This window comes from Actinomadura madurae (genome assembly GCF_047130825.1).
Lineage (GTDB): Bacteria > Actinomycetota > Actinomycetes > Streptosporangiales > Streptosporangiaceae > Spirillospora > Spirillospora madurae.
On the sequence record NZ_CP083237.1, the window covers coordinates 2269951 to 2296099 of the forward strand.

Here is a 26149-nt window from a genome sequence, read left to right on the forward strand (position 1 = left end):
AATGCGCATCACTGGTTACAAGAGTCACGGGGTGGCCGCGGCCGCCGCACTGGTCAACGCCGTGACGAGCGTCGGCGGGGACGACTCCCCCGCCGCGCTGCGCCGCGTGCTGCGGGACAACGAGTTCTTCTGGCACGAGTTCGAGGACGCCGACGCCGACGAGCTGCGGGAGTGGGGGCGGACGCTGCGGCGCTTCTTCGAGGCGCCCGGCCTGGAGGAGGCGATGGCCCTGCTGAACGGGCTCATGCTGGAGATCCCCATGCACCCGCACCTCGCCGACCACGAACCGCACGGCCTGCACATGCACTACGCGCCGCCGTCCTCCCGGCTGGTGGAGCGGTTCCGCGCGACCACGCTGATGAAGCTCGCCGAGCTGATCGTCGAGCACGGCCTCGGCCGGACGGGCGTCTGCGCCGCGGAGGGCTGCGACCGGGTGTACGCCGACACCTCCCGCGCGGGCCGTCGCCGGTTCTGCTCGGAGGCCTGCGCGAACCGGACGAACGTCGCCGCGTTCCGCGCCCGGCGCCGGGAGTGACCTGCCCCGATATGGGGGAATGACTGCCCGCATGTCGCTCGCGTTCTTCCGCCGCCGATCCGGCCGAGACGACCGCGCGGGCCGCTCGCCGCTGCGCGTCGCGACCGAGGTGCAGTCCACGGTGTTCCGCATCGCCCGCCTGACGATCACGGCCGTGCTGTCGTTCGTGCTGGCGCTCGCGGTCCTGCCGGCCGGCGGGCCGGAGCCGCTGCTGGCGCCGCTGACCGCGCTGCTCGTCGTCCAGTCCTCCGTCTACCAGACGATCCGGGCGAGCATCCTGCGCGTCGCCGCGGTCACCGCGGGGGTCCTGGTCGCGGTCCTGGCCGCGAGCACCATCGGGTTCTCCTGGTGGACGCTCGGCCTGGCGATCCTCGCCGCGCTGACCATCGGGCACGTCCTGCGGCTGGGCGAGCACGTGCTGGAGGCGCCGATCTCCGCGATGCTGATCTTCGCGCTCGGCTCGGCGAGCGAGGCGGGCGCGGAGGACCGCGTGCTGGAGACGCTGATCGGCGCCGCCACCGGGCTCGCGGCCACGCTGCTGGTGCCGACGGTGCGGGTCCGGCCGGCCGAGGAGGCCGTCCAGGACGTGGCGGAGAAGCTGCGGGAGCTGCTCGCCGGCATCGCGGACGGGCTGCGCGGCGAGCGCGCCGCGGGCGAGGCGGCCCGCTGGCAGGAGGAGGCCGAGCGGCTGGCGCGCGAGATCGGCCGGACCGACCGTGACCTCGGGGCCGCCGAGGAGAGCGTCCGGCTCAACCCCCGGACCCGGGCGCGGCGGCTCATCGACGCCGGGGTGGCGCTGCGCAACGCGATGGAGACGATGGAGCACTTCACCCTGTCGCTGCGCGGGCTCACCCGGTCCCTCGCCGACGACGAGCGGCTCGGCGACCGGGGCCGGCTGCTGACCGACCCCGAGCTGCGCCGCGAGCTCGGCGACGCCCTGGCCGGGATCGCCGCGAGCATCTCGGCCTACGGGCGGCTGGCCCGCTCGGACCTGGCCCGCGACGCCCGGCCCTTCCTCGCCGAGCACGAGCTGGAGACGCGGGTGGACGTGGCCCGCGAGCGGCGCGCCCGGCTCACCCGCAGGCTGCACGAGCGCGCCGCGGCCGGCGACCTGTGGCCGCTGTACGGGGAGGTGTCGATGGACATCGACCGGCTCATCGAGAACCTGCGCGTGGAGCACCGGGCCCGTGCCCGCGAGCACTGGCGGCGGCACCGCGGCGCGGCGCGGCACCTGCCGCCGCGTCCGGTCCGGGCCGTCCAGCAGGCCGGGCACACGCTGCGCAAGGCGGCCGGGTCGGCCGCCGCCGCGGCGGAGCGCAACGCCCGCGAGTCCGGCGAGCGGTACCACCGGCCCTGACGAGGACGCGGACCCGCCCCTGGGGGGGAGGGGGCGGGCCCGCGTATGGGTGGGGTCGGCGTGGGTGTGTGGGCGGGGTCAGCGGAATGTCGGTTCCAGGACGTCGACGCCGCGCGTGTTGTCGGCGACGTAGACGTACTTGCCGTGCCAGTACGGCTGCCAGGACGCGGCGTCCGCCGGCCGGTAGTAGGCGACCTGCCTCGGGTTCGTCGGGTCCCGGACGTCCAGGAAGCGGGTGCCCTGCGAGTAGAACGACTGCGCGACGATGCCGTCGCGGACGTCGAAGTAGTGTGCGGAGCAGTCGGTGCTCTCGGGGTCGCTGCCCTCCTTGCCCGCGACGCCCCACGTGCCGACGGTGCGCAGGCGGAACGGCTTCTCCGGCGTGGACCGCCAGCCCTGCCCGCCGTGGGAGCCCTCCAGCGAGGCGATGACGAGCAGGCCGTCGTTGGCGCAGCCGTCGTTGAACGTCTCCTCGGTGACGTACAGCAGCCTGCCGTTGCCCCACCTGCGCGGGTCGGCGGCCTGGTTCCTCGTCCGGCCGACCGCCCGGTAGCTGTTGTGCATGAACGCGGAGTTGGTGGTGGCCTCGTCGAGGCCGCCGCCCGCGTACGGGACGGGGTCGAACGCGGTGGCCCTGCGCCACTTCTTCTCGACCGGGTCGTAGTGGCGGCCGGTGGTGTGGTACCCGCGCACGCCGCCGCGCCCGGACGCCCAGGCGACGCCGTCGGAGTCGACCTGGATGTCGTGCGTGTAGTCGGTCTTGCCGTCGTTGCGGCCCGTGTCGATCGGCTTCCGGTGCACCTTCGGCTTCGCCGGGTTGCGGACGTCGGTGACCCAGACGGGCCGGCCGCCCCAGTCCTCGGGCATCCAGTCGGCCTTGGCGGGGCCGCCCGTCCACAAGTACTTGCAGTCGTTGACGCAGGTCGTGGTGTGCCCGGCGGGGACCTTCACGTAGGTGATCTGCCGCAGGCTCTCCGGCTTGGAGGCGTCCACGACGTAGATGCCCGACTCTCCGGTCTGGGTGTTGCCACCGAACGCGCGCGGGTCCCGGGAGAGGTAGATGATCTTGCGCTTGGGGTCGAAGTCGGTGTCCTCGGTCTCCCACATGCCGGGCATGTTCAGCTGCCCGACCAGCTTGGGGACCTTGGGGTCGGCGGTGATGTCGTAGGCCTTCAGCCCGAACTCGCCGGTCGCGTACATGATCGTCCGCTTGTGGCGGCCGTGGCCGTAGTCCATGAACATCAGCGAGATGGCGCCCTTGGCGTCGGACACGCCGCCGACGCGCCGCACGCCCTTGGCCGCCTCGGACTTCTTCACGGCGGCGGGGTCGGCCCGGTGGTAGTGCCCGGCGTGACCCCCGCTCGTGCCCTCGCCCTCGGCGGCGGCCTTGGCGGTCCGCTGGTTCTCGGGCTCGGGCGGGCACGCCCAGGCGGAGCCGGCCATGAGCGCCACGGCGGCCGCGACGGCGGCGCCGCCCCGCAGCGCGCGCCGGGCGGGAAGGGATGTGCGAGGGAGCATCGCGCCTCCACGGAACGGATCTTCGCAAGCGCCAGTGTGACCGCGATACCCGGCTTGATCAACAATTCCCGGGTCACGAAATGGACTCAGGACCATCAGGATTGGTGGGACCTGACATCCTGGTCCCGATCGTCCCGTCCGCGTCCGCTCCGGCTCCCGGGAGAGGCCGTTGAAGAGCTCCACCCGCACCGCCGCCCTGATCACAGGCGCCGTGGCGGTACTGCTGGCCCCGGTCGCGGCCTTCGCCGCCTGGAGCGAGCCGGACGACCCGCGCATCTCGGTCGGCGCGCCCGCCCCCGCCACGCTGCTGCCGGGCGACGTCCGCGACACGGCGGGCCGGATGATCGCCAACGCGGTGTGGAGGGGCCTCGTCTCCTACGACCACGACACGGGCGCGTCCGTGAACACCGCGGCCGAGTCGGTCACCAGCGAGGACCGGCGGGTCTGGACGGTCCGGGTGCGTGAGGGCGAGACCTTCCACGACGGGACGCCCGTCACCGCCCGCTCGTTCACCGGCGCGTGGACGGCCGTGCTGCGCGAGGGCTGGGCCGGGTCGCGCCTGTTCACCGACGTCGCCCGTGTCAAGGGCGCGCGGAAGGGCGAGGACAAGGTGCCCGGTTTGAAGGTCGAGGACGATCTGACCTTCACGGTGACCCTCGACCGTCCGCTGGGCAGGTTCCCCTCCATGCTCGGCGACCCGGCGTTCTTCCCGCTGCCCGAGAGCGTCCTGAAGTCGCGGGACTGGACGTCCTACAGCCGCGCCCCCGTGGGCAACGGCCCCTTCCGGGTGGCGTCGCGGAGCGCGCGGGAGATCGTCCTGAAGCGGCGGTCGGGCCGCGGCCGGACCGTCGCGGTCAAGGCGATGCCGGACGCGAAGCGCCAGTACGAGGCCGCCGCCGGCGGCGACCTGGACGTCGCCACGCTGGTGCCGCCGAACCGGCACGAGTCGATGGAGGCCGACTTCGGCGACCGGCACCTCGCCGTCCCCGGGCGGGACGTGACCTACCTGGGCTTCCCCGGCTGGGAGGAGCGCCTCGCGTCCCCGACCGTCCGGCAGGCCCTGTCGATGGCGATCGACCGGTCCGCCGTGACCGAGGGGCCGCTCGGCCACCAGTACTCCCCCGCCGACTCGCTCGTCGCGCCGGGCATCCGGCCCGGCCACCGCGAGGGGCAGTGCCGTCTCTGCGTCCACGACTCCAAGGCCGCGGTCGCCGCGCTCGCCGACGCGGGCGGGCTCACCGGCCCGCTGAACCTCTGGTACGAGGCGGGCCGCGGCGACGACGCCTGGGTGCGGGCCGTCGCCGGGCAGCTCCGCAAGGAGCTGAAGCTCGACGTCCGCCCGCGCGCCGCCGCCGACCTCCGCAAGGCCGTGCACGACCACGAGGTCGACGGCCCGTTCGCCGTGCACACCACGGCCGCCTACCCCGCCCCGGTCGCCGCGCTCGCGCCGCTCCTGGACGCGGGAACCGGCTTCGACGACGCCTACACGACCGGCCTCGTCGACGACGCCGAGCGGGCGCTCACCTCGGGCGACAGCGTGATCCCGGCCCGGCTCGCCGAGAGCGCCATGCTGCGCGACATGCCCGCGATGCCGCTGTGGTCCGCCCATGACCACCTGGTGTGGTCGGAGCGCGTCCGCGGGGTCACCGCGGGCGCCTTCACCGGCCTGCGCCTCGAACGCCTCACCATCGCGGAGTGAGGCGCGCCTCGTTTCCGCCAACTTTCGAACGCGGCTCCGAAATCCTTATGCTGCGGGAATGCAGCAGGACGATGAGACAGGCCGGGTGACCCTGGCCCAAGTGGCGGATCAGGCCGGCGTCTCCATTTCGACGGTTTCGAAAGTCCTCAACGGACGCGAGGACGTGGCGAGCAAGACCCGGCTGCGGGTGGAGCAGCTGCTGGAGCACCACGGCTACCGGCGGGGGTCCCGAGCCGCGACCGAGGCGCCGCTCATCGAGATCGTCCTGCACGAGATCGAGAGCCTCTGGACGATGGAGCTGATCCGCGGCGTGGAGAGCGTCGCGAAGGCCAACGGCGCCAGCCTGGTCCTGACCGAGAGCGGCACCCGGCACTCCCCCGGGCCCGAGTGGATCGGGGGGGTGCTGCGACGCCGTCCGCTCGGCGTCATCCTGCTGTTCTCCAGCCTGCCGCCGGCGCACAAGAAGCGGCTGCGCTCCCGCTCGATCCCGTTCGTCATCATCGACCCGGCCGGCGACCCGGACCCGGACGTCCCGTCGGTGGGCTCGGCCAACTGGTCCGGCGGCCTGGCGGCGACCCGGCACCTCATCGACCAGGGCCACCGGCGGATCGCGATCATCACCGGCCCGGCGGACATGCTGTGCTCCGTCGCGCGCCTGGACGGGTTCCGGTCCGCGATGAGCATGGCCGGGCTGGACGTGGAGCCGACCTTCGTGACCTACGGCGACTTCCACGTCCAGGGCGGCTTCGAGCGGGCGATGGAGCTGCTCGGCCGGCCGGACCGGCCCACGGCGATCTTCGCGGGGAGCGATCTGCAGGCGCTCGGCGCGCTGGAGGCCGCGCGGGTCCACGGCCTGCGCGTCCCGGACGACCTGTCGGTGGTCGGCTACGACGACGTCGCGGTCGCCCCCTGGGCGAGCCCCGCCCTCACCACCGTCCTGCAGCCGCTGCGGCAGATGGCCGAGTCCGCCGCCCAGATGATCCTGAGCATCCGGGCGGGCGAGCCCGTCGCCACCCGGATGGAGCTGTCGACCAGCCTCGTCGTCCGCAAGAGCACCGCGCCGCCGCCCGCCGAGGACGGCGAGGACGGGAAGGGCGGGAAGGACGCGGACGGCGCGCGGAACGCGCGGGACGTGACTCCGGAGTTGAATCTATAGACCAGTCGGTCTAGTCTCGCCCCATGGCACCACGGGGCGAGACACGAGAGCGCGTGCTGCGGACGGCCGCGGACCTCTTCCAGCGACAGGGCTACCACGGCACCGGGCTCACCCAGGTGCTCGCGGAGAGCGGGGCGCCGAAGGGATCGCTGTACTTCCACTTCCCGGACGGGAAGGAGCAGCTGGCCTCCGAGTCGGTGGCGCTGTCCGGCCGCGAGGTGGGCGAGGCGCTCACCGAGGCCGTCCTCGCCGCGCCCGACGCGCGGGCCGGGCTGGCGGCGATGGGCGACCACTTCGCGCGGAACCTGCGCGAGTCCGGCTTCAGCAAGGGCTGCCCGGTCGCGACCGTGGCGCTGGAGACGGCCGCCGAGAGCGAGGCCATCCGGGCGTCCTGCGACGACGTCTACGCCGGGTGGCAGCAGGGCATCGCGGCCGCCCTGCGGGGATGGGGCGTACCGGAGGAGCGCGCCGAACCGCTGGCCGCTCTCGTCCTGTCGTCCCTGCAGGGCGCCATCATGCTCGCCCGCGTCCAGCGGGACGTGTCGGTCATCCACCGCGTGACCGCCCAGCTCGCCGACCTGATCTGAGCCGACCTGATCTGAGGAGTCCCATGCGCGTTCACCACCTCGACTGCGCTCCCATGCGGGAGATCGAACCGGCGGACGGGCCGGAGAGCCCGCTCCGGCCGGCTCGGGCCGTCGGCCATGTGCTGCTGGTGGAGACCGGGTCGGCCGGGCTGGTGCTCGTGGACGCCGGCATCGGCCTCGGCGACATCGAGCGTCCGTCCGAGCGGCTGCTGGACGACTGGGTGGAGATGGCGGGGCCGGCGCTCGACCCCGCCGCCACGGCCGTCCGGCAGGTCGAGGGGCTCGGTTTCCCGGCCTCCGACGTGCGGCACATCGTCCCGACGCATCTGCACCGCGACCACGCCGGCGGGCTGAGCGACTTCCCGGACGCGGCCGTGCACCTGTTCGAGGCGGAGCGGGCCGACGGCGGCAAGACCCCGGCGCAGCTCGCCCACGGCCCGAAGTGGGTCGTCTACGAGGGCGGCGAGGGCGGGACCTGGCACGGGTTCGACGGCGTGCGGGCCCTGGAGGGCGTGCCGGAGGACATCCTGCTGATCCCGCTCGGCGGGCACACCCCGGGCCACGCCGGGGTGGCGGTGCGGGACGGCGACCGGTGGCTGCTGCACGCGGGCGACGCGTACATGTACCACGGGGAGGTGGACCGTCCCGAGCCGGTCACGCACCCGCTGATGGAGCTCGTGCAGGCCGGCGGCGAGGTCGACCGGGAGCTGCGGCTCGCGAACGTGGCCCGGCTGCGGGAGCTGGCGCTCGGCGGCGAGGTCGAGGTGTTCTGCGCCCACGACCCCTGGGAGCTGCTGCGCTACCGCTGAGAGAGGCGGTGCGCCAGCGCGGTGTGGCGGCGGCCGGCCCCGGCGGTGCGGACGGCGGCGGCCAGCGCCCGCCGTGACCCGACGAGGACGACGAGCTTCTTCGCGCGGGTCATGCCCGTGTAGAGCAGGTTGCGGCGCAGCATCATCCACGCGCCGGTCGTGAGCGGGACGACGACCGCCGGGTACTCGCTGCCCTGCGACCGGTGGATCGTGATCGCGTAGGCGTGGGCGAGCTCGTCCAGCTCGTCGAAGGCGTAGTCGATGCTCTCGTCCTCGTCGGTCAGGACGGTGAGCGACTGCTCTTCGAGGGAGACGGACGTGACGACGCCGACGGTGCCGTTGAAGACGCCCGCCTCGCCCTTGTCGTAGTTGTTGCGGAGCTGGGTGACCTTGTCGCCGACGCGGAACACGCGCCCGCCGTAGCGGCGTTCGGGGCGGGCGTCGTCGTGCGGGGTCAGCGCCTCCTGGAGCATCGTGTTCAGCGTCCCCGCCCCGGCCGCGCCGCGGTGCATGGGCGTGAGGACCTGGACGTCGCGGCGCGGGTCGAGGCCGAACCTGCGCGGGATCCGGTTGGCGACGACGTCCACGGTCATCTCGGCGGCCTCGTCCTGCTCCTCGCACGGGAACAGGAAGAAGTCGTCGTAGCCGCGCGTGTGGGGGTGGTCGCCGGAGTTGACTCGGTGCGCGTTGACGACGATCCCGGACCGCTGCGCCTGCCGGAAGATCTTCGTGAGCCGGACCCGCGGGATCGCCTCCGCACCGAGCAGGTCGGCCAGCACCTCGCCCGCGCCGACGGACGGGAGCTGGTCGACGTCCCCGACGAGCAGCAGGTGCGCGCCGCGCGGGATCGCCTTCACCAGCTTGTTGGCGAGGATCAGGTCGACCATGGAGCTCTCGTCCACGACGACCAGGTCGGCGTCCAGCGGGTCGTCCTGGTCGAATCTGGGGTCGCCGCCGGGCTGGAGCTGCAGGAGCCGGTGGACGGTCGCCGCCTCGTGCCCGGTCAGCTCGGCGAGCCGCTTGGCGGCGCGGCCGGTCGGCGCCACCAGGACGATCTTGGCCTTCTTCGCCGCGGCGAGCTCCACCACCGACCGGACGGTGAAGCTCTTGCCGCAGCCCGGCCCGCCGGTCAGCACCGCGACCTTGGACGTCAGCGCGAGCTTGACGGCCTCCTCCTGCTCGGGTGCGAGGGCCTGTCCGGTGCGCTGCCTGAGCCACGGGAGCGCTCTGTCCCAGTCGACGTCCGCGAACGCCTTCAGCCGGTCGGTCGGCGCGTCCAGCAGGTCCAGCAGCCCGCGGGCGAGGGACCGCTCGGCCCGGTGGAACGGCACCAGGTACACCGCCGGGATCGTCGCGGCGTCCTCCGCGCCGCCGGGGATCGGCTCGCGGACGACGCCCTCGTCGCGGGCCAGTTCGTCCAGCGCCGGGACGATCAGCTCGCGCGGCACGCCGAGGATCTTCTCGGCCGCCGTGACCAGGTTGGGCTCGGGCAGGAAGCAGTGCCCGTCGTCGGCCGCCTCGGACAGCGTGTACTGCAGGCCCGCCTTGATCCGCTCGGGGCTGTCGTGCGGGATGCCGACCGCCTGCGCGATCGTGTCGGCGGTCTTGAACCCGATGCCCCACACGTCCGACGCGAGCTGGTACGGGCGCTCGCGGACGGTGTCGATCGACTCGTCCCCGTACTTCTTGTAGATGCGGACGGCGAGGGAGGTGGAGACGCCGACGCCCTGCAGGAAGACCATCACCTCCTTGATGGCCTTCTGCTCCTCCCACGCGTCCGCGATCCGGCGGGTGCGCTTCGGGCCGAGGCCGGGAACCTCGACGAGGCGCTCCGGCTCCTCCTCGATGATCCGCAGGATGTCGGTGCCGAAGTGCCCGACCATCCGGTCGGCCATCACCGGGCCGATCCCCTTGATCATCCCGGAGCCGAGGTAGCGGCGGATGCCCTGGATCGTCGCCGGCAGGACGGTCGTGTACGAGTCCACCTCGAACTGCTTGCCGTACTTCGGATGCGAGCGCCACCGCCCGACCAGGCGCAGGCTCTCCCCCACCTGGGCGCCGAGCAGCGCGCCGACGACGGTGAGCAGGTCGCCCCCGCTCTTGGCGGTCGCCACGCGGGCGACGGTGTAACCGGTCTCCTCGTTGGCGTACGTGATCCGTTCCAAGACCGCCTCAAGCTCCGCCGGACGCGGCGTGGCGTTAGGGGTCGCGGGGGTCGGCACGTCCACCATGATGGCCGATCCACCGGACGGGCTGGCCGGATCCGGCGAACGTTCTGGATCTTCCGTTGATCGCGGCGTACGTTCCGGGCGCACCCGTACGTGCACCCGCAATGCGTACCGGGAGGTATCGCTGGTGTTCCGCTCCCGAACCCAGGCACTGGCGGCGCTCGGCGCCCCTGCCGTGTCCCTCGCCCTCACGCTCACCGCCGCGGCCCCGGCCGCGGCCTCGCCCCCCGCCCCCACCGGGAACGATCCGATCGCGGGCTTCACCAAGGAGAACTCCGACTGGCAGCGGCGTTACGAGCGCCTGTTCAAGGCCGTCCCGTCCGCGAAGGTCGCCCGCGACCTGGACGCCGAACTGTCGGAGGAGCCGGGCCTCACCACGACCACCGGCGACCGGAACCGCGTCCGGCGCATCGTCGAGCGCCTCCGGTCGTACGGACTGAAGCCCGAGGTCCGGACGTACTACGCCTACCTGTCGCTGCCGCGGCGCGTGAAAGTGGAGATGACGGCGCCGCACCGGCGGACGCTGCCGGTCAAGGAGAAGAAGCGTCCCTGGCAGAAGCACTACGACGACGTGATCCCCGGGCACAACGGCATGTCGCCGTCGGGGAACGTCCGCGGCGAGGTCGTCTACGCCAACTACGGCCGCCCCGAGGACTTCGCGCTGCTCGCCGAGAAGGGCGTCTCCGTGCAGGGCAAGATCGTCCTCGTCCGGTACGGGGCGGTGTTCCGCGGGATCAAGCCGCGCGAGGCCGCCGAGCGGGGCGCCAAGGGCGTGCTGATCTACTCCGACCCGGCCGACGACGGGTCCGCCCGGGGCCCGGTCTACCCGGACGGGCCGTGGCGCGCCGCGGACGGCATCCAGCGCGGCAGCATCGCGCAGATCCAGCTCGCGGCCGGGGACCCGCAGACCCCCGGCTGGCCGTCGGTGAAGGGCGCGCACCGGATCCCGCCGTCGCAGGCCCCGATGCTCAAGGGGCTCGTCCCGACGACGCCGATCTCCTACGGCGCGGCCGAGCCGCTCCTGCGCGCGCTGAAGGGCGACCAGGTTCCGAAGGAATGGCAGGGCGGCCTGCCGTTCGCGTACCGGTTCGGCCCCGGCGGGACGAAGGTGCACCTGGACCTGGAGAACACGTTCCAGGTCCGCCCGCTGTGGGACGTCACCGTGCGCATCCCCGGCAGCGAGCATCCCGAGCAGGAGGTCATCCTCGGGGCGCACCACGACGCGTGGACCTACGGCAGCAGCGACAACCTGTCCGGTACGGAGAACGTGCTCCAGGTGGGACGCGCTCTGGGGCAGCTCCTCAAGAAGGGCTGGCGGCCTAAGCGGTCCGTCGTCCTGGCCACCTGGGACGGCGAGGAGTACGGGTTGTTCGGCTCCACCGAGTACGCCGAGCAGCGCGGAAACCGGCTCCGCGACGCGGTCGCCTACCTGAACATGGACGGCGCGGGAGGGTCCCATTTCGGCGCCTCGGCGACACCGGCGCTGGACCAGTCCGTCATCGACGCGACCAAGGACGTGCGGTGGCCGGGCACCGGTGGGACGCTGTACGAGGCGTGGAAGGCGCAGAACGACGGCACGACCCCCATCGACCGCATCGGCGGAGGCTCGGACTTCCAGGCGTTCTTCCAGCGGTTCGGGGTCCCGGCGATGGATCTGGGCTCGTCCTCCACGGGGAACGCCGGGAACTACCACTGCACCTGCGACGACCACTACTGGATGTCGCGGTTCGGCGACCCCACCTGGGAGTACCACGCGGCGATGTCGCGGCTGGCCGGCATCGCGACGCTGCGGCTCGCCAACGCCGACGTGGTCGCGCTCCGCTACCGTCCGTACGCGTCGGAGACGGTCCAGTACCTCACCGACTTCACCGAAGAGCAGCGCGAGCGGCTCGGGTCCGTCGTCGTGGACGTCTCGCGCGACATCGCGCAGGCCAAGGCCTGGCAGCGCGCGGCGGAGGCCCTGCAGGCGCGTGCGGACGCGGCGCTCCGGAAGGGCGACACGGCCGCGTTCCGCCGCCTCAACGACAAGATCATGCAGACCGAGCGGGACCTGCTGACCCGGGCGGGGCTGCCGGGCCGTCCCTGGTACCGGCACCAGGTCTACGCGCCCGGCATCGACACCGGATACGCGACCCAGCGGCTCCCCGCGCTGAACGACGCGCTCTTCGTCGACCACGACGTCCGTTCCGCCAAGGCGTACGAGGCCCGGTTGTTCCAGAGCCTCCGCGCCGCGACCCGCACCCTCGCCCCCGAGGAGTAACGATGAAGAGGATCCTGGCGATCACGGCATCGGCCGTGGTCGGCTCCGCACTGGCCGTCTCCGCCGTCCCCGCGGGCGCCGCGCCGTCGCACGCGCGGCCCGGCATCTCCAAGGAGCCGTTCGGCGCCCTGGAGGACGGCACGAAGGTCGACCGCTACACCCTCACCAGCGGGCGAGGCGTCCGGGTGCGCATCATCACCTACGGCGGCATCGTCCAGACCCTGGAGACACCGGACCGGCACGGGCGGCGCGCCAACGTCGTCCTCGGCTTCCCGACGCTGAAGGACTACGTCGACCTGAACGGCGGCCCCTACTTCGGCGCCGTCATCGGCCGGTACGCCAACCGCATCGCCAAGGGCCGGTTCACCCTGGACGGCACCACGTACCAGCTCGCCCTCAACAACGGCGAGAACAGCCTGCACGGCGGCCTCAAGGGCTTCGACACCAAGGTCTGGGACGCGCACCCCGTCAAGGGCCGCGACAGCGTCGGCCTGCGCCTGGAGTACACCAGCGCGGACGGCGAGGAGAACTACCCGGGCACGCTCAGGACCACCGTCACCTACACGCTGACCGCCGATGACCGGTTGCGGGTCGACTACCACGCGACGACCGACAAGGCCACCATCGTCAACCTGACCAACCACTCGTACTTCAACCTCGCCGGGGAGGGCACGGGCACGATCTACGACCACCGGCTGAGGCTCAACGCGTCCCGCTTCACGCCGGTCGACCCGACGCTGATCCCGACCGGCGAGCTCGCCCCGGTGAAGGGCACCCCGTTCGACTTCACCCGGGCGCACGCGATCGGCGAGCGGATCCGCGTCAACGACCCGCAGCTGCTCATCGGGCAGGGGTACGACCACAACTTCGTCCTCGACCAGCGGCGGGCGGGCGCGCTCACCGAGGCCGCGCGGGTCACCGAGCCGCGCTCCGGGCGCGTCCTGAAGATCAGCACGACCGAGCCGGGCGTGCAGTTCTACTCCGGCAACTTCCTCGACGGGAGCTTCGCCGGGACGAGCGGCCGCGTCTACCGGCAGGGCGACGGGTTCGCGCTGGAGACCCAGCACTTCCCCGACTCCCCGAACCAGCCGGGCTTCCCGTCCACCGTCCTGCGGCCGGGCGAGACGTTCGACTCCACCACCGTCTACGCGTTCTCCGCCGCCCGCTGAGCGGGCGTCACGCCGGCCGACACCTCCAGCACGCCCGTCTCGGTGACCAGCGCGGTCACGAGGCGGGCGGGCGTGACGTCGAAGGCCGGGTTGTGCGCGCCCACGCCGTCCGGAGCGGTCCTCGCGCCGCCCCAGGACAGGATCTCCGCGGCCGGACGCTCCTCGATCGGGATGCCGCCGCCGTCCGGCAGCGCGAGGTCGACGGTGCTCCAGGGCGCGGCGACCACCAACGGGATCCCGGCGGCCTGGCACGCCAGCGCCACGCCCACCGAGCCGATCTTGTTGGCGGTGTCGCCGTTGGCGGCGATCCGGTCGGCGCCGATGACCGCCACGTCCGCGAGGCCGCGCAGGATCGAGCTCGGCGCGGCGCCGTCCGCCTGGACGGCGCACGGGATGCCCGCCCGGTCGAGCTCCCACGCGGTGAGCCGCGCGCCCTGCAGGAGGGGGCGCGTCTCGTCGGCGTAGACCATCGCGACGCGTCCCCGGGCGTGCAGCTCCCGGACGACGCCGAGCGCCGTCCCCCATCCGGCGGTGGCGAGCGCGCCGGCGTTGCAGTGGGTGAGGACCCGCAGGGGCCGGTCGCCCGCCCGCGCGAGGATCCAGTCGGCGCCGAACGCCCCGATGGCGCGGTTGCCGCGCACGTCCTCGTCCAAGAGCGCCTGGGCCTCCGCCGCCACCGCGTCGGCGCCCTTCGCGACGTACGGGAGCACGCGGTCGACACCGGCCGCGAGGTTCACCGCCGTCGGGCGCGCCTGCCGGACCCGGGCGATCGCGGCGTCCCGCTCGGCGTCGCCCCAGCCCTCCCGGACCGCCTGCCGGACGGCGATGGCGACGCCGAACGCGCCCGCCACCCCGAGGGCGGGGGCACCGCGCACGACGAGCCGCCGGATCGCGTCCACGAGCGTGTCGACGTCGTCCACGACGACGTGCTCCACCCGGCCGGGCAGAACGGTCTGGTCCAGGAGCCGGAGCCCCCCGCCCGTCCACGCGACGGTCCGCACGTCGTTCTCCATACCGCCCATCATGCCCAAAATCCCGGGAAGCCCGACGCCATCGGGCTTCCGACCTCCCCCGACTCCGCCCCGTGACCTGCGGCAACTTGACACGGGTCGAACTCTTGTTCGAAATTGTTCAGGAGTGGGGCGAGAGGAGGGACGACCGTGCCGGAGGCGGCCCTGCGGGACCTGGCGACGACCTTGGAGAACACGGGGCCGAGTCCGGACGCGGCGGTGCCCGTGCTGCCCGCGCTGCGGGCCGTGGTCCCCGGCGGCGGGCTGCGGCCCGGCTCGATCGTCGGCCTCGGCGGTCCGGGGGCCGGGTCCCTCGGCCTCGCCCTCGTCGCGGGCGTGTCCCGGCACGGCGGCGAGGACGGCACCGGAGGCTGGTGCGGCGTGGTCGGCCTCCCCGGCTTCGGCGCGGCCGCCGCGGCCGGCATGGGCGCCGCCCCCGAGCGGCTGCTGCTCGTCGACGACCCCGGCGACCGCTGGCCGGACGTCGTGGCCGCGCTGGCCGAGGCCGTCGAGCTGGTCCTGCTGTGCCCGCCGGAGCGTCCGGGCGCCGCCGCGGTCCGCCGCCTGTCGGCGCTGGCCCGCAAGCACGGCTGCGTGCTCACGCTGACCGGCGCGTTCGCCGGCGACTGGCCCGGCGTCCGGCTGCGGCTCCGGCTGGAGGACGCGGCCTGGGAGGGCCTCGCCGACGGCCACGGGCGGCTGACCGGCCGCCGCGTCGAGATCGTCGCCGAGGGCCGCGACGCGCCCGGGCGCGGCCGCCGCGCCCGCCTCTGGCTCCCCGCCCCGGACGGCACCGTCAGGACGGACGAGACGGCACGGCCGCCGCTGGAGCTCGTCCCGGGCACCGTCGCGGCGGGGGCGCCGGTGCACACACCGCGCCCGGTCCTCCCCCGAGCCCACGCGCCGGCCGGGGAGGGGGTCGCGTGACGCGGGTGCTGGTGGTGTGGTGCCCGGACTGGCCGGTCACCGCGGTCGGGATCGACGCGGCGACCCCGGGCGCCGCGGTGGCGCAGGGCCAGGTGGCGGCCTGCACGGCGGCGGCGCGGGCCGAGGGGGTACGGCGCGGGCAGCGGCTCCGGGACGCGCAGCGCCGCTGCCCGGAGCTGGTGGTCCGCGATCGGGACACCGACGCCGAGGGGCGGCTGTTCGAGGCCGTGGTGGAGGCGGTCGCCGAGCTGACGCCGCGCGTGGAGGTGGTGCGGCCGGGGCTGTGCGCCATCGCGGCGCGCGGGCCGGCCCGGTTCTACGGGGGCGAGGAGGCGCTGCGCGTCCTGGTGCAGGACACGGTGGTGGAGGCCGGCTTCGACTGCGGGACCGGCGTCGCGGACGGGCTGTTCGCGGCGGAGCTGGCGGCCCGCGCCGGGCAGGGCGGCGTGGTCGTGCCGGAGGGCCGCGCGGCGGCGTTCCTCGCGCCGTACCCGCCCGCCGTCCTCGACCGGCCGGACCTGGCCGACCTGCTCCGGCGCCTCGGCATCAGGACGCTCGGCGACTTCGCCGCGCTGCCGTCCGGGCACGTCGCCGGGCGGTTCGGGGCGGACGGGGCGCTCGCGCACCGGCTGGCGCGGGGCGAGGAACCGCGCCCGCTCGCGCCGGTCGAGGGCGCCGCGGACCTGTCGGTGCGCGCCGGCTTCGACCCGCCCGCCGAGCAGGCGGAGCGGGTGGTGTTCGCGGCGAAGCGGCTGGCGGGCGAGCTGCACGAGGGGCTCGCGGCGGGCGGGCTGGCGTGCGTCCGGCTGGAGGTCGCGGTGGGGTTCGCCGGCGGTCACGTGCTGCGGCGGCTGTGGCGGCACGACGGCCTGTCGGCGCTGGCCGTCGCCGAGCGCGTGCGCTGGCAGCTCTCGGCCCACGACCCGGCGGGGCCGGGCGGCGGCGCCGACGCCGTCTGGGGCGGCGTGACCTGGGTCGAGCTGGCGCCCGACCAGCTCGTCCCCGACGAGGGGCGGCAGGAGGGGCTGTGGGGCCGGACCGCCGTCACCGACCGGATCGCGCGGGCCGCCGACCGCGTCCAGGCCCTCCTCGGCCACCACGGGATCACGCGGCCGGTGCTGGTGGGCGGGCGCGGGCCGGGCGAGCGGGTCGTGCGGGTACCGGTCGGCGACGTGCCACCCGCCGGCCCGCCGGAGGGACCGTGGCCCGGCCGGGTGTCCGGGCCCGCGCCGGCGGTCGTCCCGGCGGAGCCGTCCCCCGCCGAGCTGGTCGACGCGTCCGGGGCGGCGGTCGTGGTGTCCGCGCGGTGCGAGGTGTCCGCGCCGCCCGCGGTGCTCGCGGTCCGCGGGCGGCCCGCCGCGGTCACCGGCTGGACGGGCCCGTGGCCCGCGGACGAGCGCTGGTGGGACCCCGCCGCCGCGCGGCGCCGGGCCCGGTTCCAGGTCACCACCGAGGACGGCGCCGCCTACCTGCTCGCCGTCGAGGGCGGGCGCTGGCACGTCGAGGCCGTCTATGACTAGCGGGCGCTGATGGGGTGGCACAATCCGCCCATTCCGTGGCGGGAGGTCGAGCAGCGGCTCTCCTGGCGGCCCGGCGGACGGTCGCCAGGCGATGCGGAGGGTCACAGCGCGCGAGGTCCGGAGCCGCCGCCGGAGCCGCCCGCCGCGCCGCGCCGGGCGGTCGCGGACGTGCCGTGGGCGGAGCTGCACGCCCACTCCTCGTTCAGCTTCCTGGACGGGGCGAGCGACCCCGGCTCGCTGGTCGCCGAGGCCGCGCGGCTCGGCGTGGAGGCGATGGCGATCACCGACCACGACGGCATGTACGGCGCCGTGCAGTTCGCGCAGGCCGCGAGCGAGGCCGGCGTCGGGACGGTGTTCGGCGCGGAGCTGAGCCTCGGCCTGCCGGGACCGCAGACCGGCGAGTCCGACCCCGCGGGGCGGCACCTGCTCGTCCTCGCCCGGGGCGCGCCCGGGTACGCGCGGCTCTGCTCGGCGATCACGGCGGCGCAGCTCGCGGGCGGGCGCAAGGGCCGTCCCGTGTACGACCTGGACGCGCTGGCCGGGGCCCACGACGGCCACTGGGCGGTGCTGACCGGGTGCCGGAAGGGCCCGGTCCCGGCGGCGCTGGAGGCGGGCGGGCCGGACGCGGCCGAGCGGGAACTGCGCGACCTCGTCGGCAGGTTCGGCCGCGGCAACGTGTTCGTCGAGCTGATCGACCACGACCAGCCCGACGACGACCTCCGCAACGACGCCCTGTTCGCGCTGGCGCGGCGTGTCGGGGTGGACGTGGTCGCGTCCAACAACGTCCACTACGCGGCGCCCGGAGCCGACGCGCGGCTGGCGCAGGCGCTGGCGGCCGTCCGGGCCCGGCGCGGCCTGGACGAGATGGCGGGGTGGCTTCCCGCGAACGGGACCGCGCACGTCCGCGGCGGCGCCGAGATGGCGAGGCGGCTGGCGCGGTTCCCCGGCGTCCGGGAGCGGACGGTCGCGCTGGCGAGAGACTGCCTGTTCGGCTTCGACGTGGTCGCGCCGAGGCTGCCCGACTGGCCCGTCCCGGACGGCCACACCGAGGCGAGCTGGCTGCGGCACCTGGTGCAGCAGGGCGCGCTCCAGCGGTACGGGCCGCCCGAGCGGGAGCGGATCTCCGGCGCCTACGAGCAGATCGCCAAGGAGCTGGACGTCATCGAGCAGCTCCGCTTCCCCGGCTACTTCCTGATCGTCCACGACATCGTGGAGTTCTGCCGGAGCAGGGGGATCCTCTGCCAGGGGCGGGGGTCGGCGGCCAACTCGGCGGTCTGCTACGCGCTCGGCATCACCGGTGTGGACGCCGTCCGGCACGGGCTGCTGTTCGAGCGGTTCCTGTCGCCCGGCCGGGACGGCCCGCCCGACATCGACCTGGACATCGAGCACCGGCGGCGCGAGGAGGCCATCCAGTACGTCTACCGGAAGTACGGGCGGGAGTGCACGGCCCAGGTCGCGAACGTCATCAGCTACCGGCCGCGGATGGCCGTGCGGGACGCGGCGCGCGCGCTCGGCTTCTCCCCCGGCCAGCAGGACGCGTGGTCCAAGGGCATCGACCCGCGCGACCCGGTCGGCGCGGAGAACGACATCCCGGCGCCGGTGGCGGAGCTGGCGGGCCGGATGCTGACGCTGCCCCGCCACCTCGGGATCCACTCAGGCGGCATGGTCATCGCGGACCGGCCCGTCGGCGAGATCTGCCCGATCGAGTGGGCGACGATGGCGGACCGCAGCGTCCTGCAGTGGGACAAGGACGACTGCGCGGCGGCCGGCCTCGTCAAGTTCGACCTGCTCGGCCTCGGCATGCTCGCCGCGCTGCACGACTGCTTCGACCTGGTGGAGCGGCACCACGGGCGCCGGTACGACCTGCAGTCGATCCCGCCGGAAGACCATGAGGTGTACGACATGCTGTGCGACGCCGACACGGTCGGGGTGTTCCAGGTCGAGTCGCGGGCGCAGATGGCGACGCTGCCGCGGCTGCGGCCCCGCGAGTTCTACGACCTGGTGGTGGAGGTCGCGCTGATCCGTCCGGGGCCGATCCAGGGCGGGTCCGTCCACCCGTACCTGCGGCGGCGCAAGGGCCTGGAACCCGCCGAGTGCCCGCATCCGCTGATGGAGCCGGCCCTGTCGCGCACGCTCGGCGTCCCGCTGTTCCAGGAGCAGATGATGCAGCTCGCCGTGGACTGCGCGGGCTTCACGCCGGCCGAGTCCGACCGGCTGCGGCAGGCGATGGGCGCCAAGCGCGCCCCCGAACGGGTCGAGCGGCTGAGGCGGCGGCTGCTGGACGGGATGGCCGAGCGCGGCATCCCGGCCGAGATCGCCGAGAGCGTGTACGAGAAGATCCTCGGCTTCACCGGGTTCGGGTTCCCCGAGTCGCACGCGCAGAGCTTCGCCCACCTGGTGTACGCGAGCGCCTGGCTGAAGCGCCACTACCCGGCCGCCTTCACGGCCGCCCTGGTGCGCAACCAGCCGATGGGGTTCTACAGTCCGCACAGCCTCCTGAACGATGCCCGCCGGCACGGTGTCGTGGTCAGGAGCGTGGACATCAACGCCAGCGACGTCCATCCCACGCTGGAGGAGCCGATCGAGGTCGAGTCCGGCCATCCGCACGCGCCCGCCGCGGCCCAGCCCGCGATACGGCTCGGGTTCGCCGGAATCCGCAACCTGGGCGACGACACGGCGGAGGCCGTCGCGGCCGGGCGCCCCTACACGAGCATGGAGGACCTCGCCCGGCGCGTTCCGCTGTCGGCCGGCGCCCTGGAGGCCCTCGCCACCGCGGGCGCGTTCGACGGGTTCGGCCTGTCGCGGCGGGAGGCCCTGTGGGCGGCGGGCGCCCTCGCCGGGTCAGGGCCGGGGCAGCTCGAAGGCGTCGCCCCGGGCGCGTCCGCCCCCGCCCTGCCGCCGATGACGCCCATCGAGGAGACCCTCGCCGACCTGTGGGCGACGGGCGTCTCCAACACCCACCCCGTCGCCCACGTCCGGGAGGCGCTGGACGAGCTGGGCGCCCTCTCCGCCGTACGGCTCGCCGGGACGCCGGGCGACACCAACGTCGTCGTCGCGGGCCTCGTCACCCACCGGCAGCGCCCGCCGACCGCCGGCGGCATCGTCTTCATGACCCTGGAGGACGAGACCGGCATCATCAACGTGGTGTGCCCGCCGCAGGTGTTCCAGCGGTACCGTGGCCTCGCCGTCGACTCGCAGGCGCTGCTGGTCGGAGGCCGGCTGGAGCGCGCCGACGGTGTCACCAGCGTCCGCGCCACCCGGCTCAGGCGCCTCCCCGTCCCCGGCCGCGTCAAAGCTCGCAACTTCCACTGATCCGAGATCGTCGGGCGGACGCTAGAACCTGGGCGCGTCCTCTGACATCGTATGGAACGTCGGGGCCGCGTGCCGCCGTGGGGCGGCCCGCCAGGACGTGGCTCCGTGGGGTTGAAAGGTGATCTCTCCATGGACGCGACCTCCCTGCGTGAGCTGCGTCCGGACGACCCCACGCGGATCGGCCGGTACCGGATCGAGGCCAAGATCGGCGAGGGCGGGATGGGGGCCGTCTACCTCGGGCGCGACCCGGAGGAGCGCCCCGTCGCGGTGAAGGTGGTCCGGGCGGAGCTGGCGGGCGACAAGACGTTCCTCGCCCGGTTCCACGACGAGGCCGCCAACGCCCAGCGGGTGGCGTCCTTCTGCACCGCGCAGGTCCTGGAGCACGGCGAGGACCTCGGCCTGGCGTACATGGTCACCGAGTACATCGACGGGCCGTCGCTGCTCCAGCACGTCAGCGAGAAGGGCGCGCTGTCGCCGGGCATGCTGCACGGGGTGGCCGTCGGGGTGGCCGCCGCGCTCGTCGCCATCCACAGCGCGGGCCTGGTGCACCGCGACCTCAAGCCGAGCAACGTACTGCTGTCCATCTCCGGGCCCCGCGTGATCGACTTCGGGATCGCCCGCGCGCTGGACATGGCCTCGTCCCACACCCGCACGGGCCAGGTCGTCGGGACGCCCGGCTGGATCGCGCCCGAGCAGATCACGACCCAGCAGGTCACCCCGGCGGTGGACGTGTTCGCGTGGGGCTGCCTGGTCGCGTTCGCCGCGAGCGGCCGCAACCCGTTCGGGCAGGGGTCCTTCCAGCTCCTGGCGGCGCGGGCCGTGCACGCCGACCCCGAGGTCGACGACCTGGCGGCGCCGCTGGCCGGGATCGTCCAGGCGGCGCTGCGCAAGGACCCCGCGCAGCGGCCGAGCGCCCGCGACCTGCTGCTCGCCCTCGTCGGCGGCGCCGGGGAGGCCGCCGTGACGACCGAGCTGGGCGAGGCGTGGACGTCCCCGCCCGCCGGCGACCCGGGCGTCACCTCCCAGGACGTCACGGCCCCCTCCCCCGCCCCGTCACCGTCCACGCCGTCGCCCTCCACGCCGTCACCGTCCGAAGCGGCGCCGCCCGCCCCGGCGCCGCCCGCCCCGTCACCGTCCGAACCGTCACCGTCCGAACCGTCACCGCCCGAACCGTCTCCGCCCGGCCCGTCTCCGGCGGCACCGACCGCGCAGGCGCCGTCGCCACCCGTTGCGGCCGCGCCCGCGCCGCAGCCGCCCGCGCCGCAGCCGGAGCCGCCGACCGAGCCCGCGTACGAGCGGCGCACCGACCCGCCCACCGAGCGCCAGTACGTCCCGCCGGTGCTCCCCCCGGCGCCGCGGCGCGGCCGGAGGGAGTGGCCGTCCCGGCGGACCACGCTGATCGCCTCGACCGCGGCGGCGGTGCTGACCGCGGCCGCCGTGGCGGGCGCCGTCTACTTCCTCAACCGGCCGTCCGACAACGCGCGGAACACCGGCGCGGAGAGCGCCGCGTTCCCGGCCGACCCCATGTTCGTCCGCGTCGACACGGCGCCGGGCTGGCCGCGGGAATGCCATGGCGACATCGGCGTCTACAAGCCGGGCGACCGCTCCGCGACGACGCTCGTCAAGGGCTCGCAGTGCGACATCCTGCCTGAGCGCTCCCCCGACGGGAAGCTCGTCGCGTTCACCCGGCAGCGCGACCGGAGCGCCGAGGCGTGGGTGATGAACGCGGACGGCGGCGGCGCGCGGAAGGTCACGGACATGGCGCGCGGCACCCGCCTGACCTGGTCGCCGGACGGCACCCGCCTGGCGTACATGGGCGACAGGGACGGCGTCCGGCAGATCTTCACGATCCCGCTGCGGGGCGGCCCGGCGACCCAGGTCACCACGGACCCCTCGGCGAAGGACGACCCGATGTGGTCGTCCAAGGGCCGGATCGTGTTCTGGAGCAAGCGGGACAGCGACGTCGAGCAGATCTACTCGCTCGACCCGAACGACCCCGGCGGCGCCTGGACGCGCCTGACCTCGGACGGCGTGCGCGCGGTCGACCCGGAGTGGTCGCCCGACGGGTCCCGGGTCGCCTTCGTGCGCGGCGAGGCGACCGGCAGCGACATCTGGCTGGTGAACGCCGACGGGTCCGGCGCGCACGCCCTGACGTCCGGGGCCGTCCGCGACATGGACCCGGCGTGGTCGCGCGACGGCCGCTGGCTCGCCTACGTGCGCGGCGACGTCACCGAGCCGGTGATCCGCGCGATCCGCGCCGACGGCGAGGACGACCGCGTCGTCACCCCGGAGGGGGGCACGCTCGGCCACCCCAACTGGTCGTGACCGCCGGCGCTACTCGCGGGCGGCGGGGGCGGCCTCCCGCGCGGCGGCCGGGGACCGGGCCCGGGACAGCGCGCTCGGCCACCACATGTGCCGGCCGAGATCCAGGTTCAGCGCGGTGACCAGCACCGACCGGACGATGAACGTGTCGAGCAGCACCCCGAACGCCACCGTGAAGCCGAGCTCGGCGACGAACACCAGCGGCAGCGAGCCGAGCGCGGCGAACGTCCCCGCGAGGACGGCGCCCGCCGAGGTGATGACCCCGCCGGTCGCGGCGAGCCCGATCAGCGCGCCGCGCCGGGTCCCGTGCCGCTTGGCCTCCTCGTGGACGCGCGTCATCAGGAAGATGTTGTAGTCGGTGCCGAGCGCCACGAGGAACACGAACGCCCACAGCGGGAACGACGGGTCCGCCGAGGCGAACCCGAACACGTGGTTGAACACCAGCGCGCTGACGCCGAGCGCCGCCGCGTACGACAGCACGACGGTCGCGACGAGGATCAGCGGCGCGACGACGGCGCGCAGCAGCAGCCCGAGGATCGCGAGCACGACGACGAGGACCAGCGGGATGACGGCGTTCTGGTCCCGGTGGGAGGCGTCGTTGATGTCGAGCGTCACCGCCGACGTCCCGCCGACCAGGGCGTCCGCGCCCGGCACGGCGTGCGCGGCGGTGCGGGCGCGCTCGACCGCGGTGAACGCCCGTTCGCTGTCGGGCGCGGCGGTGAGCGTGCCCTCCAGGTACACCCGGCCCTCGATCGGCCGCCCCGGGTCGTTCCCGGCCGGCGCGACCGCGGTCAGGCCGGGGACGGTGGCGAGGGCCGCGGTGACCTCGTCCTGCGTCCCCGCGTTGGTGACGATCTGGACGGGTGATCCGCTCCCGGCCGGGAAGTGCCGGGCGAGCACCTCCTCGCCGGTGACCGAGTCCGGTTTGCCGGTGCTGAACGCGTCCTTGCTGGGCAGCGAGCCGGTGCGCAGGCCGAAGATCCCGGTGGCGAGCGCGCCGAGCACCACGGCGGTGACGATCCAGGTGATGCGGGGGCGGGTCGCGATGGCGGCGCCGGCCCGCGCCCACAGGCCCCGCTCGGACGGCTCGGCCGTCCCGTAGGCCGGGCGGCGGGGCCAGAACATCCAGCGCCCGCCGATGACCAGCAGCGCGGGCAGCAGCGTGACCATCGCGGCGAGCGCGACGACGACGCCGATCGCCATCACCGGGCCCATGCTCTTGGTCGAGTTGAGGACGGCGACGAGCAGGCACAGCATGCCGAGCGCGACCGTCGAGCCGCTCGCGATGATCGCGGGGCCGGCGCGGTGCAGGGCGATCGCCATCGCCTCGTGCCGGTCGCGGTGCCGCCGCAGCTCCTCCCGGTAGCGGGCGACCAGCAGCAGCGCGTAGTCGGTGCCGGCGCCGAAGACCAGCACGGTCAGGATGAACGCGGCCTGCCCGTTGACGGTGAGCCCGGCGTGCGCGGCCAGCAGGTAGATGAGCGCCTGGGCGGCCGTCAGCGCGAAGCCCACGCACAGCAGCGGCGCGAGCCACAGGATCGGGCTGCGGTAGGTGATCAGCAGGATCGCGATGACGATGGCGGCGGTGATGAGCAGCAGGGTCGCGTCGAAGCCGGCGAAGACGTTGCTGAAGTCGCCCGCGTACCCGGCCGGGCCGGTCACGTGCGCCGACAGGCCGGGGTCCCCACGCTGGACGATGTCGCGGTAGTCGTCGACGGCGGGGCCGAGCAGGTCCCAGCCCCCGTTGCCGACCTGGACCGAGACGATCGTCTCCAGGGCCGTGCCGTCCTTGGCGGGGATCGGGCCCTGGACGTCCACGGCGAGCCGCCGGGGCGGGTCGGAGCCCTCCGGGTCGCCGGTGACGGCCCGCAGCCGGGGCACGTCCGCCGCGGCCTTCGCCCGGTCGGCGGCGGTCAGCGGGGCGCCGTCCCGGTGGTAGACGATCACCGCCGGGAAGGTGTCGGCGGGCGTGAACCGCTCGGACTCCTCGACGACCCGGGTGGACTCGGCGTTGCTCGGCAGCCACGCCGACGACTCGTTGGTCTGCGCGCCGGTGAGCTTGCCGGCCAGCGGCATCGCGACGGCCAGGATGACGATCCAGACGGCCAGCACGACCCACTTGCCCCGCCGCCCGCAGGGCAGGGAGGAGAACCTGTTCGCACCCGTCATCAAGAACCCCCAGGATCAGAGCCGCCCGCAGTTTCCTCCCTACGTGGCCGCGGCCCGGGGGGTAAAGACAAAGCGCGTCTAGTTATGGCCTACGGCAGACCATTTCCGGACAGCCGTTATTGCGGGGAACGTCCCCGTCTCCGCCGGATCAGCCGACGATCATGTCCAGCCGGCGGAGGATGACGCCCTCGCGCAGCGCCCAGGGGCAGACCTCCAGCTCGCCGAGCTCGAACAGGTCCATCGCGGCGTCCGCGACGATCGCCCCCGCGAGCAGCTGCGGAGCGCGGCCCTCGGACACGCCGGGCAGCTCGGCCCGCTCGGCGGCGGCCATCTTCGCCAGCTTCTCGGTCCACTCGGTCAGGGTGTCGGCCGCCAGGACCCGCCGCTGGTACGGGCCCTCCGCCGAGGGCGCGGCGCCGCCGATCCGGGCCAGCTGCCGGAACGTCTTGGACGTGGCGACCGCGTGGTCCGCCGGCCCGTAGCGGGCGACGTCCCCGACCTTGCGGGCGATCTCCGTCCGGATGTGCCGGCGCAGCTCGCGGACCTCATCCGGCGGCGGCGGGTCGGCGGTGAACCGGTCGCGGGTGAGCCGGACCGAGCCGAGCGGCAGCGAGAACGCCACGTCCGGCTCCTCGTCGATGCCGCACGCGATCTCCAGGGAGCCGCCGCCGATGTCCACGACGAGCAGCCGGCCCGACGACCAGCCGAACCAGCGCCGGACGGCGAGGAACGTCAGCCGCGCCTCCTCGTCGCCGGACATCGCCCGGATGTCGATCCGCTTGTCGTCGCGGATCCGCGCGAGCACCTCGTCCCCGTTGGCGGCGTCGCGGACGGCGGAGGTGGCGAACGCGACGATGTCCTCGACGCCCTTGTCCTCCGCGATCTGCAGCGCCTCGTCGACGAAGTCGCGCAGCAGGCGCTCGCCCTCCTCGGAGAGCCGGTCGCCGTCCTCCAGGTGCGCGGCGAGCCGTAGATCCGCCTTGTGGGAGAACGCGGGGAGGGGCCGTGCCCCCTGGTGCGCGTCCACCACCAGGAGATGCACGGTGTTCGAGCCCACGTCCAGCACGCCGAGTCGCATGGTGCCGACGCTATCGGACGCCCCCGGCGCGGGCAGCGTCACGCTGCGGCTATGGTCTCGTGCATGGAGGCGAGTCCGGAACGACGGTGGCGTGTACCGCCTGGTCACGTGGCGGTGAAGTGCGCCGCGGCGGCGGCCGTCACGGCGCTCGTGGTGCTGTACTCGCACGACCCGCAGTTCCTGTTCCTGGCGGGCGCCGCGGCGATCGGGCTGAACGCGCTCGCGCTGCGCGACCTGGTCGCGCCGGTCCGGCTGGCCGCCGACGGCGACGGCCTCACCGTCGCGTCCGGCTACGCGGGGCGCCGCCGCGTCCGGTGGGACGAGGTGACCGCGATCCGAGTCGACGAGCGCCGCCGGCTCCTGCTGCACACGCGGATGCTGGAGGTCGAGACCGCGGACGACCTGCACCTGCTGAGCGCGTTCGACCTCGGCGCCGACGTCCACGACGTCGCCGACGAGCTGTACCGGCTCCGCGCCCGCACCGGCCGCTGAG

Annotated in this window: 18 protein-coding genes; 13 read left to right on the forward strand and 5 right to left on the reverse strand. The window is 74.4% G+C overall.

The genetic code is table 11. From position 1 onward, the window contains the following. Position 1 precedes the first annotated feature (1 nt). Both K8Z49_RS10495 and K8Z49_RS10500 read left to right on the forward strand, forming a co-directional pair. Entirely contained in the window at positions 2 to 535 is a 534-nt protein-coding gene (locus K8Z49_RS10495) for a CGNR zinc finger domain-containing protein (protein ID WP_075020549.1), read from the forward strand. A gap of 31 nt (positions 536 to 566) precedes the next feature. Then, positions 567 to 1892, forward strand: a complete 1326-nt coding sequence (locus K8Z49_RS10500; protein WP_024935527.1) for an aromatic acid exporter family protein — start codon at positions 567 to 569, stop codon at positions 1890 to 1892. Between the two features lie 78 nt (positions 1893 to 1970). Here the strand turns inward: K8Z49_RS10500 and K8Z49_RS10505 are convergent, their stop codons facing one another. Beyond that, entirely contained in the window at positions 1971 to 3410 is a 1440-nt protein-coding gene (locus tag K8Z49_RS10505; RefSeq protein WP_021597666.1) for an LVIVD repeat-containing protein, read from the reverse strand. A 169-nt stretch (positions 3411 to 3579) separates the two neighbouring features. On the opposite strand from K8Z49_RS10505, the gene K8Z49_RS10510 reads away from it, so the two are divergent. The 4 genes from K8Z49_RS10510 to K8Z49_RS10525 are packed head-to-tail and all read left to right on the forward strand — an operon-like array spanning position 3580 to position 7661. Next, a complete protein-coding gene (locus tag K8Z49_RS10510) occupies positions 3580 to 5109 on the forward strand; it encodes a peptide ABC transporter substrate-binding protein (protein ID WP_412518408.1) in 1530 nt (509 codons plus the stop codon). Positions 5110 to 5167: 58 nt separating this feature from the next. Further along, positions 5168 to 6265 carry a LacI family DNA-binding transcriptional regulator gene (locus K8Z49_RS10515; protein WP_083597477.1) on the forward strand — a complete coding sequence of 366 codons (1098 nt, stop codon included), beginning with the start codon at positions 5168 to 5170 and terminating at the stop codon, positions 6263 to 6265. Positions 6266 to 6288: 23 nt separating this feature from the next. Next, positions 6289 to 6852 (forward strand): TetR/AcrR family transcriptional regulator, encoded by a 564-nt coding sequence (locus K8Z49_RS10520; RefSeq protein ID WP_284454685.1) that lies wholly within the window; start codon positions 6289 to 6291, stop codon positions 6850 to 6852. A 23-nt stretch (positions 6853 to 6875) separates the two neighbouring features. Further along, complete coding sequence (locus K8Z49_RS10525) at positions 6876 to 7661, forward strand: MBL fold metallo-hydrolase (protein WP_075020547.1); 786 nt, start codon at positions 6876 to 6878, stop codon at positions 7659 to 7661. Here the strand turns inward: K8Z49_RS10525 and K8Z49_RS10530 are convergent. Then, positions 7652 to 9883, reverse strand: coding sequence for an ATP-dependent RecD-like DNA helicase (locus K8Z49_RS10530; RefSeq protein ID WP_235206442.1), 2232 nt, complete (start codon positions 9881 to 9883; stop codon positions 7652 to 7654). The two genes, K8Z49_RS10525 and K8Z49_RS10530, sit on opposite strands and share 10 nt — an antisense overlap. 133 nt (positions 9884 to 10016) lie before the next feature. Between K8Z49_RS10530 and K8Z49_RS10535 the strand changes: the two genes are divergently transcribed. Then, positions 10017 to 12149, forward strand: a complete 2133-nt coding sequence (locus tag K8Z49_RS10535) for a M28 family peptidase (protein ID WP_412518411.1) — start codon at positions 10017 to 10019, stop codon at positions 12147 to 12149. Between the two features lie 2 nt (positions 12150 to 12151). Further along, complete coding sequence (locus K8Z49_RS10540) at positions 12152 to 13318, forward strand: aldose epimerase family protein (RefSeq protein ID WP_412518413.1); 1167 nt, start codon at positions 12152 to 12154, stop codon at positions 13316 to 13318. Here the strand turns inward: K8Z49_RS10540 and mtnA are convergent. Continuing rightward, positions 13294 to 14331: an S-methyl-5-thioribose-1-phosphate isomerase gene (mtnA, locus tag K8Z49_RS10545; protein ID WP_412518415.1), complete on the reverse strand. Its 1038-nt coding sequence runs from the start codon at positions 14329 to 14331 to the stop codon at positions 13294 to 13296. The genes K8Z49_RS10540 and mtnA overlap by 25 nt on opposite strands. A 147-nt stretch (positions 14332 to 14478) precedes the next feature. On the opposite strand from mtnA, the gene K8Z49_RS10550 reads away from it, so the two are divergent. From K8Z49_RS10550 to K8Z49_RS10565, 4 genes are all read left to right on the forward strand, one after another. Next, entirely contained in the window at positions 14479 to 15255 is a 777-nt protein-coding gene (locus K8Z49_RS10550) for a hypothetical protein (RefSeq protein WP_412518417.1), read from the forward strand. Beyond that, positions 15252 to 16775: a DNA polymerase Y family protein gene (locus K8Z49_RS10555; RefSeq protein WP_412518419.1), complete on the forward strand. Its 1524-nt coding sequence runs from the start codon at positions 15252 to 15254 to the stop codon at positions 16773 to 16775. The genes K8Z49_RS10550 and K8Z49_RS10555 overlap by 4 nt, the downstream gene beginning before the upstream one ends. Positions 16776 to 16784: 9 nt before the next feature. After that, complete coding sequence (locus K8Z49_RS10560) at positions 16785 to 20087, forward strand: error-prone DNA polymerase (RefSeq protein WP_412518421.1); 3303 nt, start codon at positions 16785 to 16787, stop codon at positions 20085 to 20087. A gap of 129 nt (positions 20088 to 20216) precedes the next feature. Continuing rightward, positions 20217 to 22412: a protein kinase domain-containing protein gene (locus K8Z49_RS10565; RefSeq protein ID WP_412518423.1), complete on the forward strand. Its 2196-nt coding sequence runs from the start codon at positions 20217 to 20219 to the stop codon at positions 22410 to 22412. 9 nt (positions 22413 to 22421) lie between these two features. Here the strand turns inward: K8Z49_RS10565 and K8Z49_RS10570 are convergent, their stop codons facing one another. Next, the gene (locus K8Z49_RS10570) at positions 22422 to 24578 is read right to left on the reverse strand and encodes an MMPL family transporter (RefSeq protein ID WP_111831317.1); all 2157 of its coding nucleotides are present in this window, start codon (positions 24576 to 24578) and stop codon (positions 22422 to 22424) included. Between the two features lie 148 nt (positions 24579 to 24726). Beyond that, positions 24727 to 25656: a Ppx/GppA phosphatase family protein gene (locus K8Z49_RS10575; protein ID WP_024935534.1), complete on the reverse strand. Its 930-nt coding sequence runs from the start codon at positions 25654 to 25656 to the stop codon at positions 24727 to 24729. A 108-nt stretch (positions 25657 to 25764) separates the two neighbouring features. Here K8Z49_RS10575 and K8Z49_RS10580 point away from each other — a divergent pair, with 108 nt between their 5' ends. Then, on the forward strand, positions 25765 to 26148 hold the full coding sequence (locus K8Z49_RS10580; RefSeq protein WP_021599723.1) for a PH domain-containing protein: 384 nt from the start codon (positions 25765 to 25767) through the stop codon (positions 26146 to 26148). Position 26149: the final 1 nt, after the last annotated feature.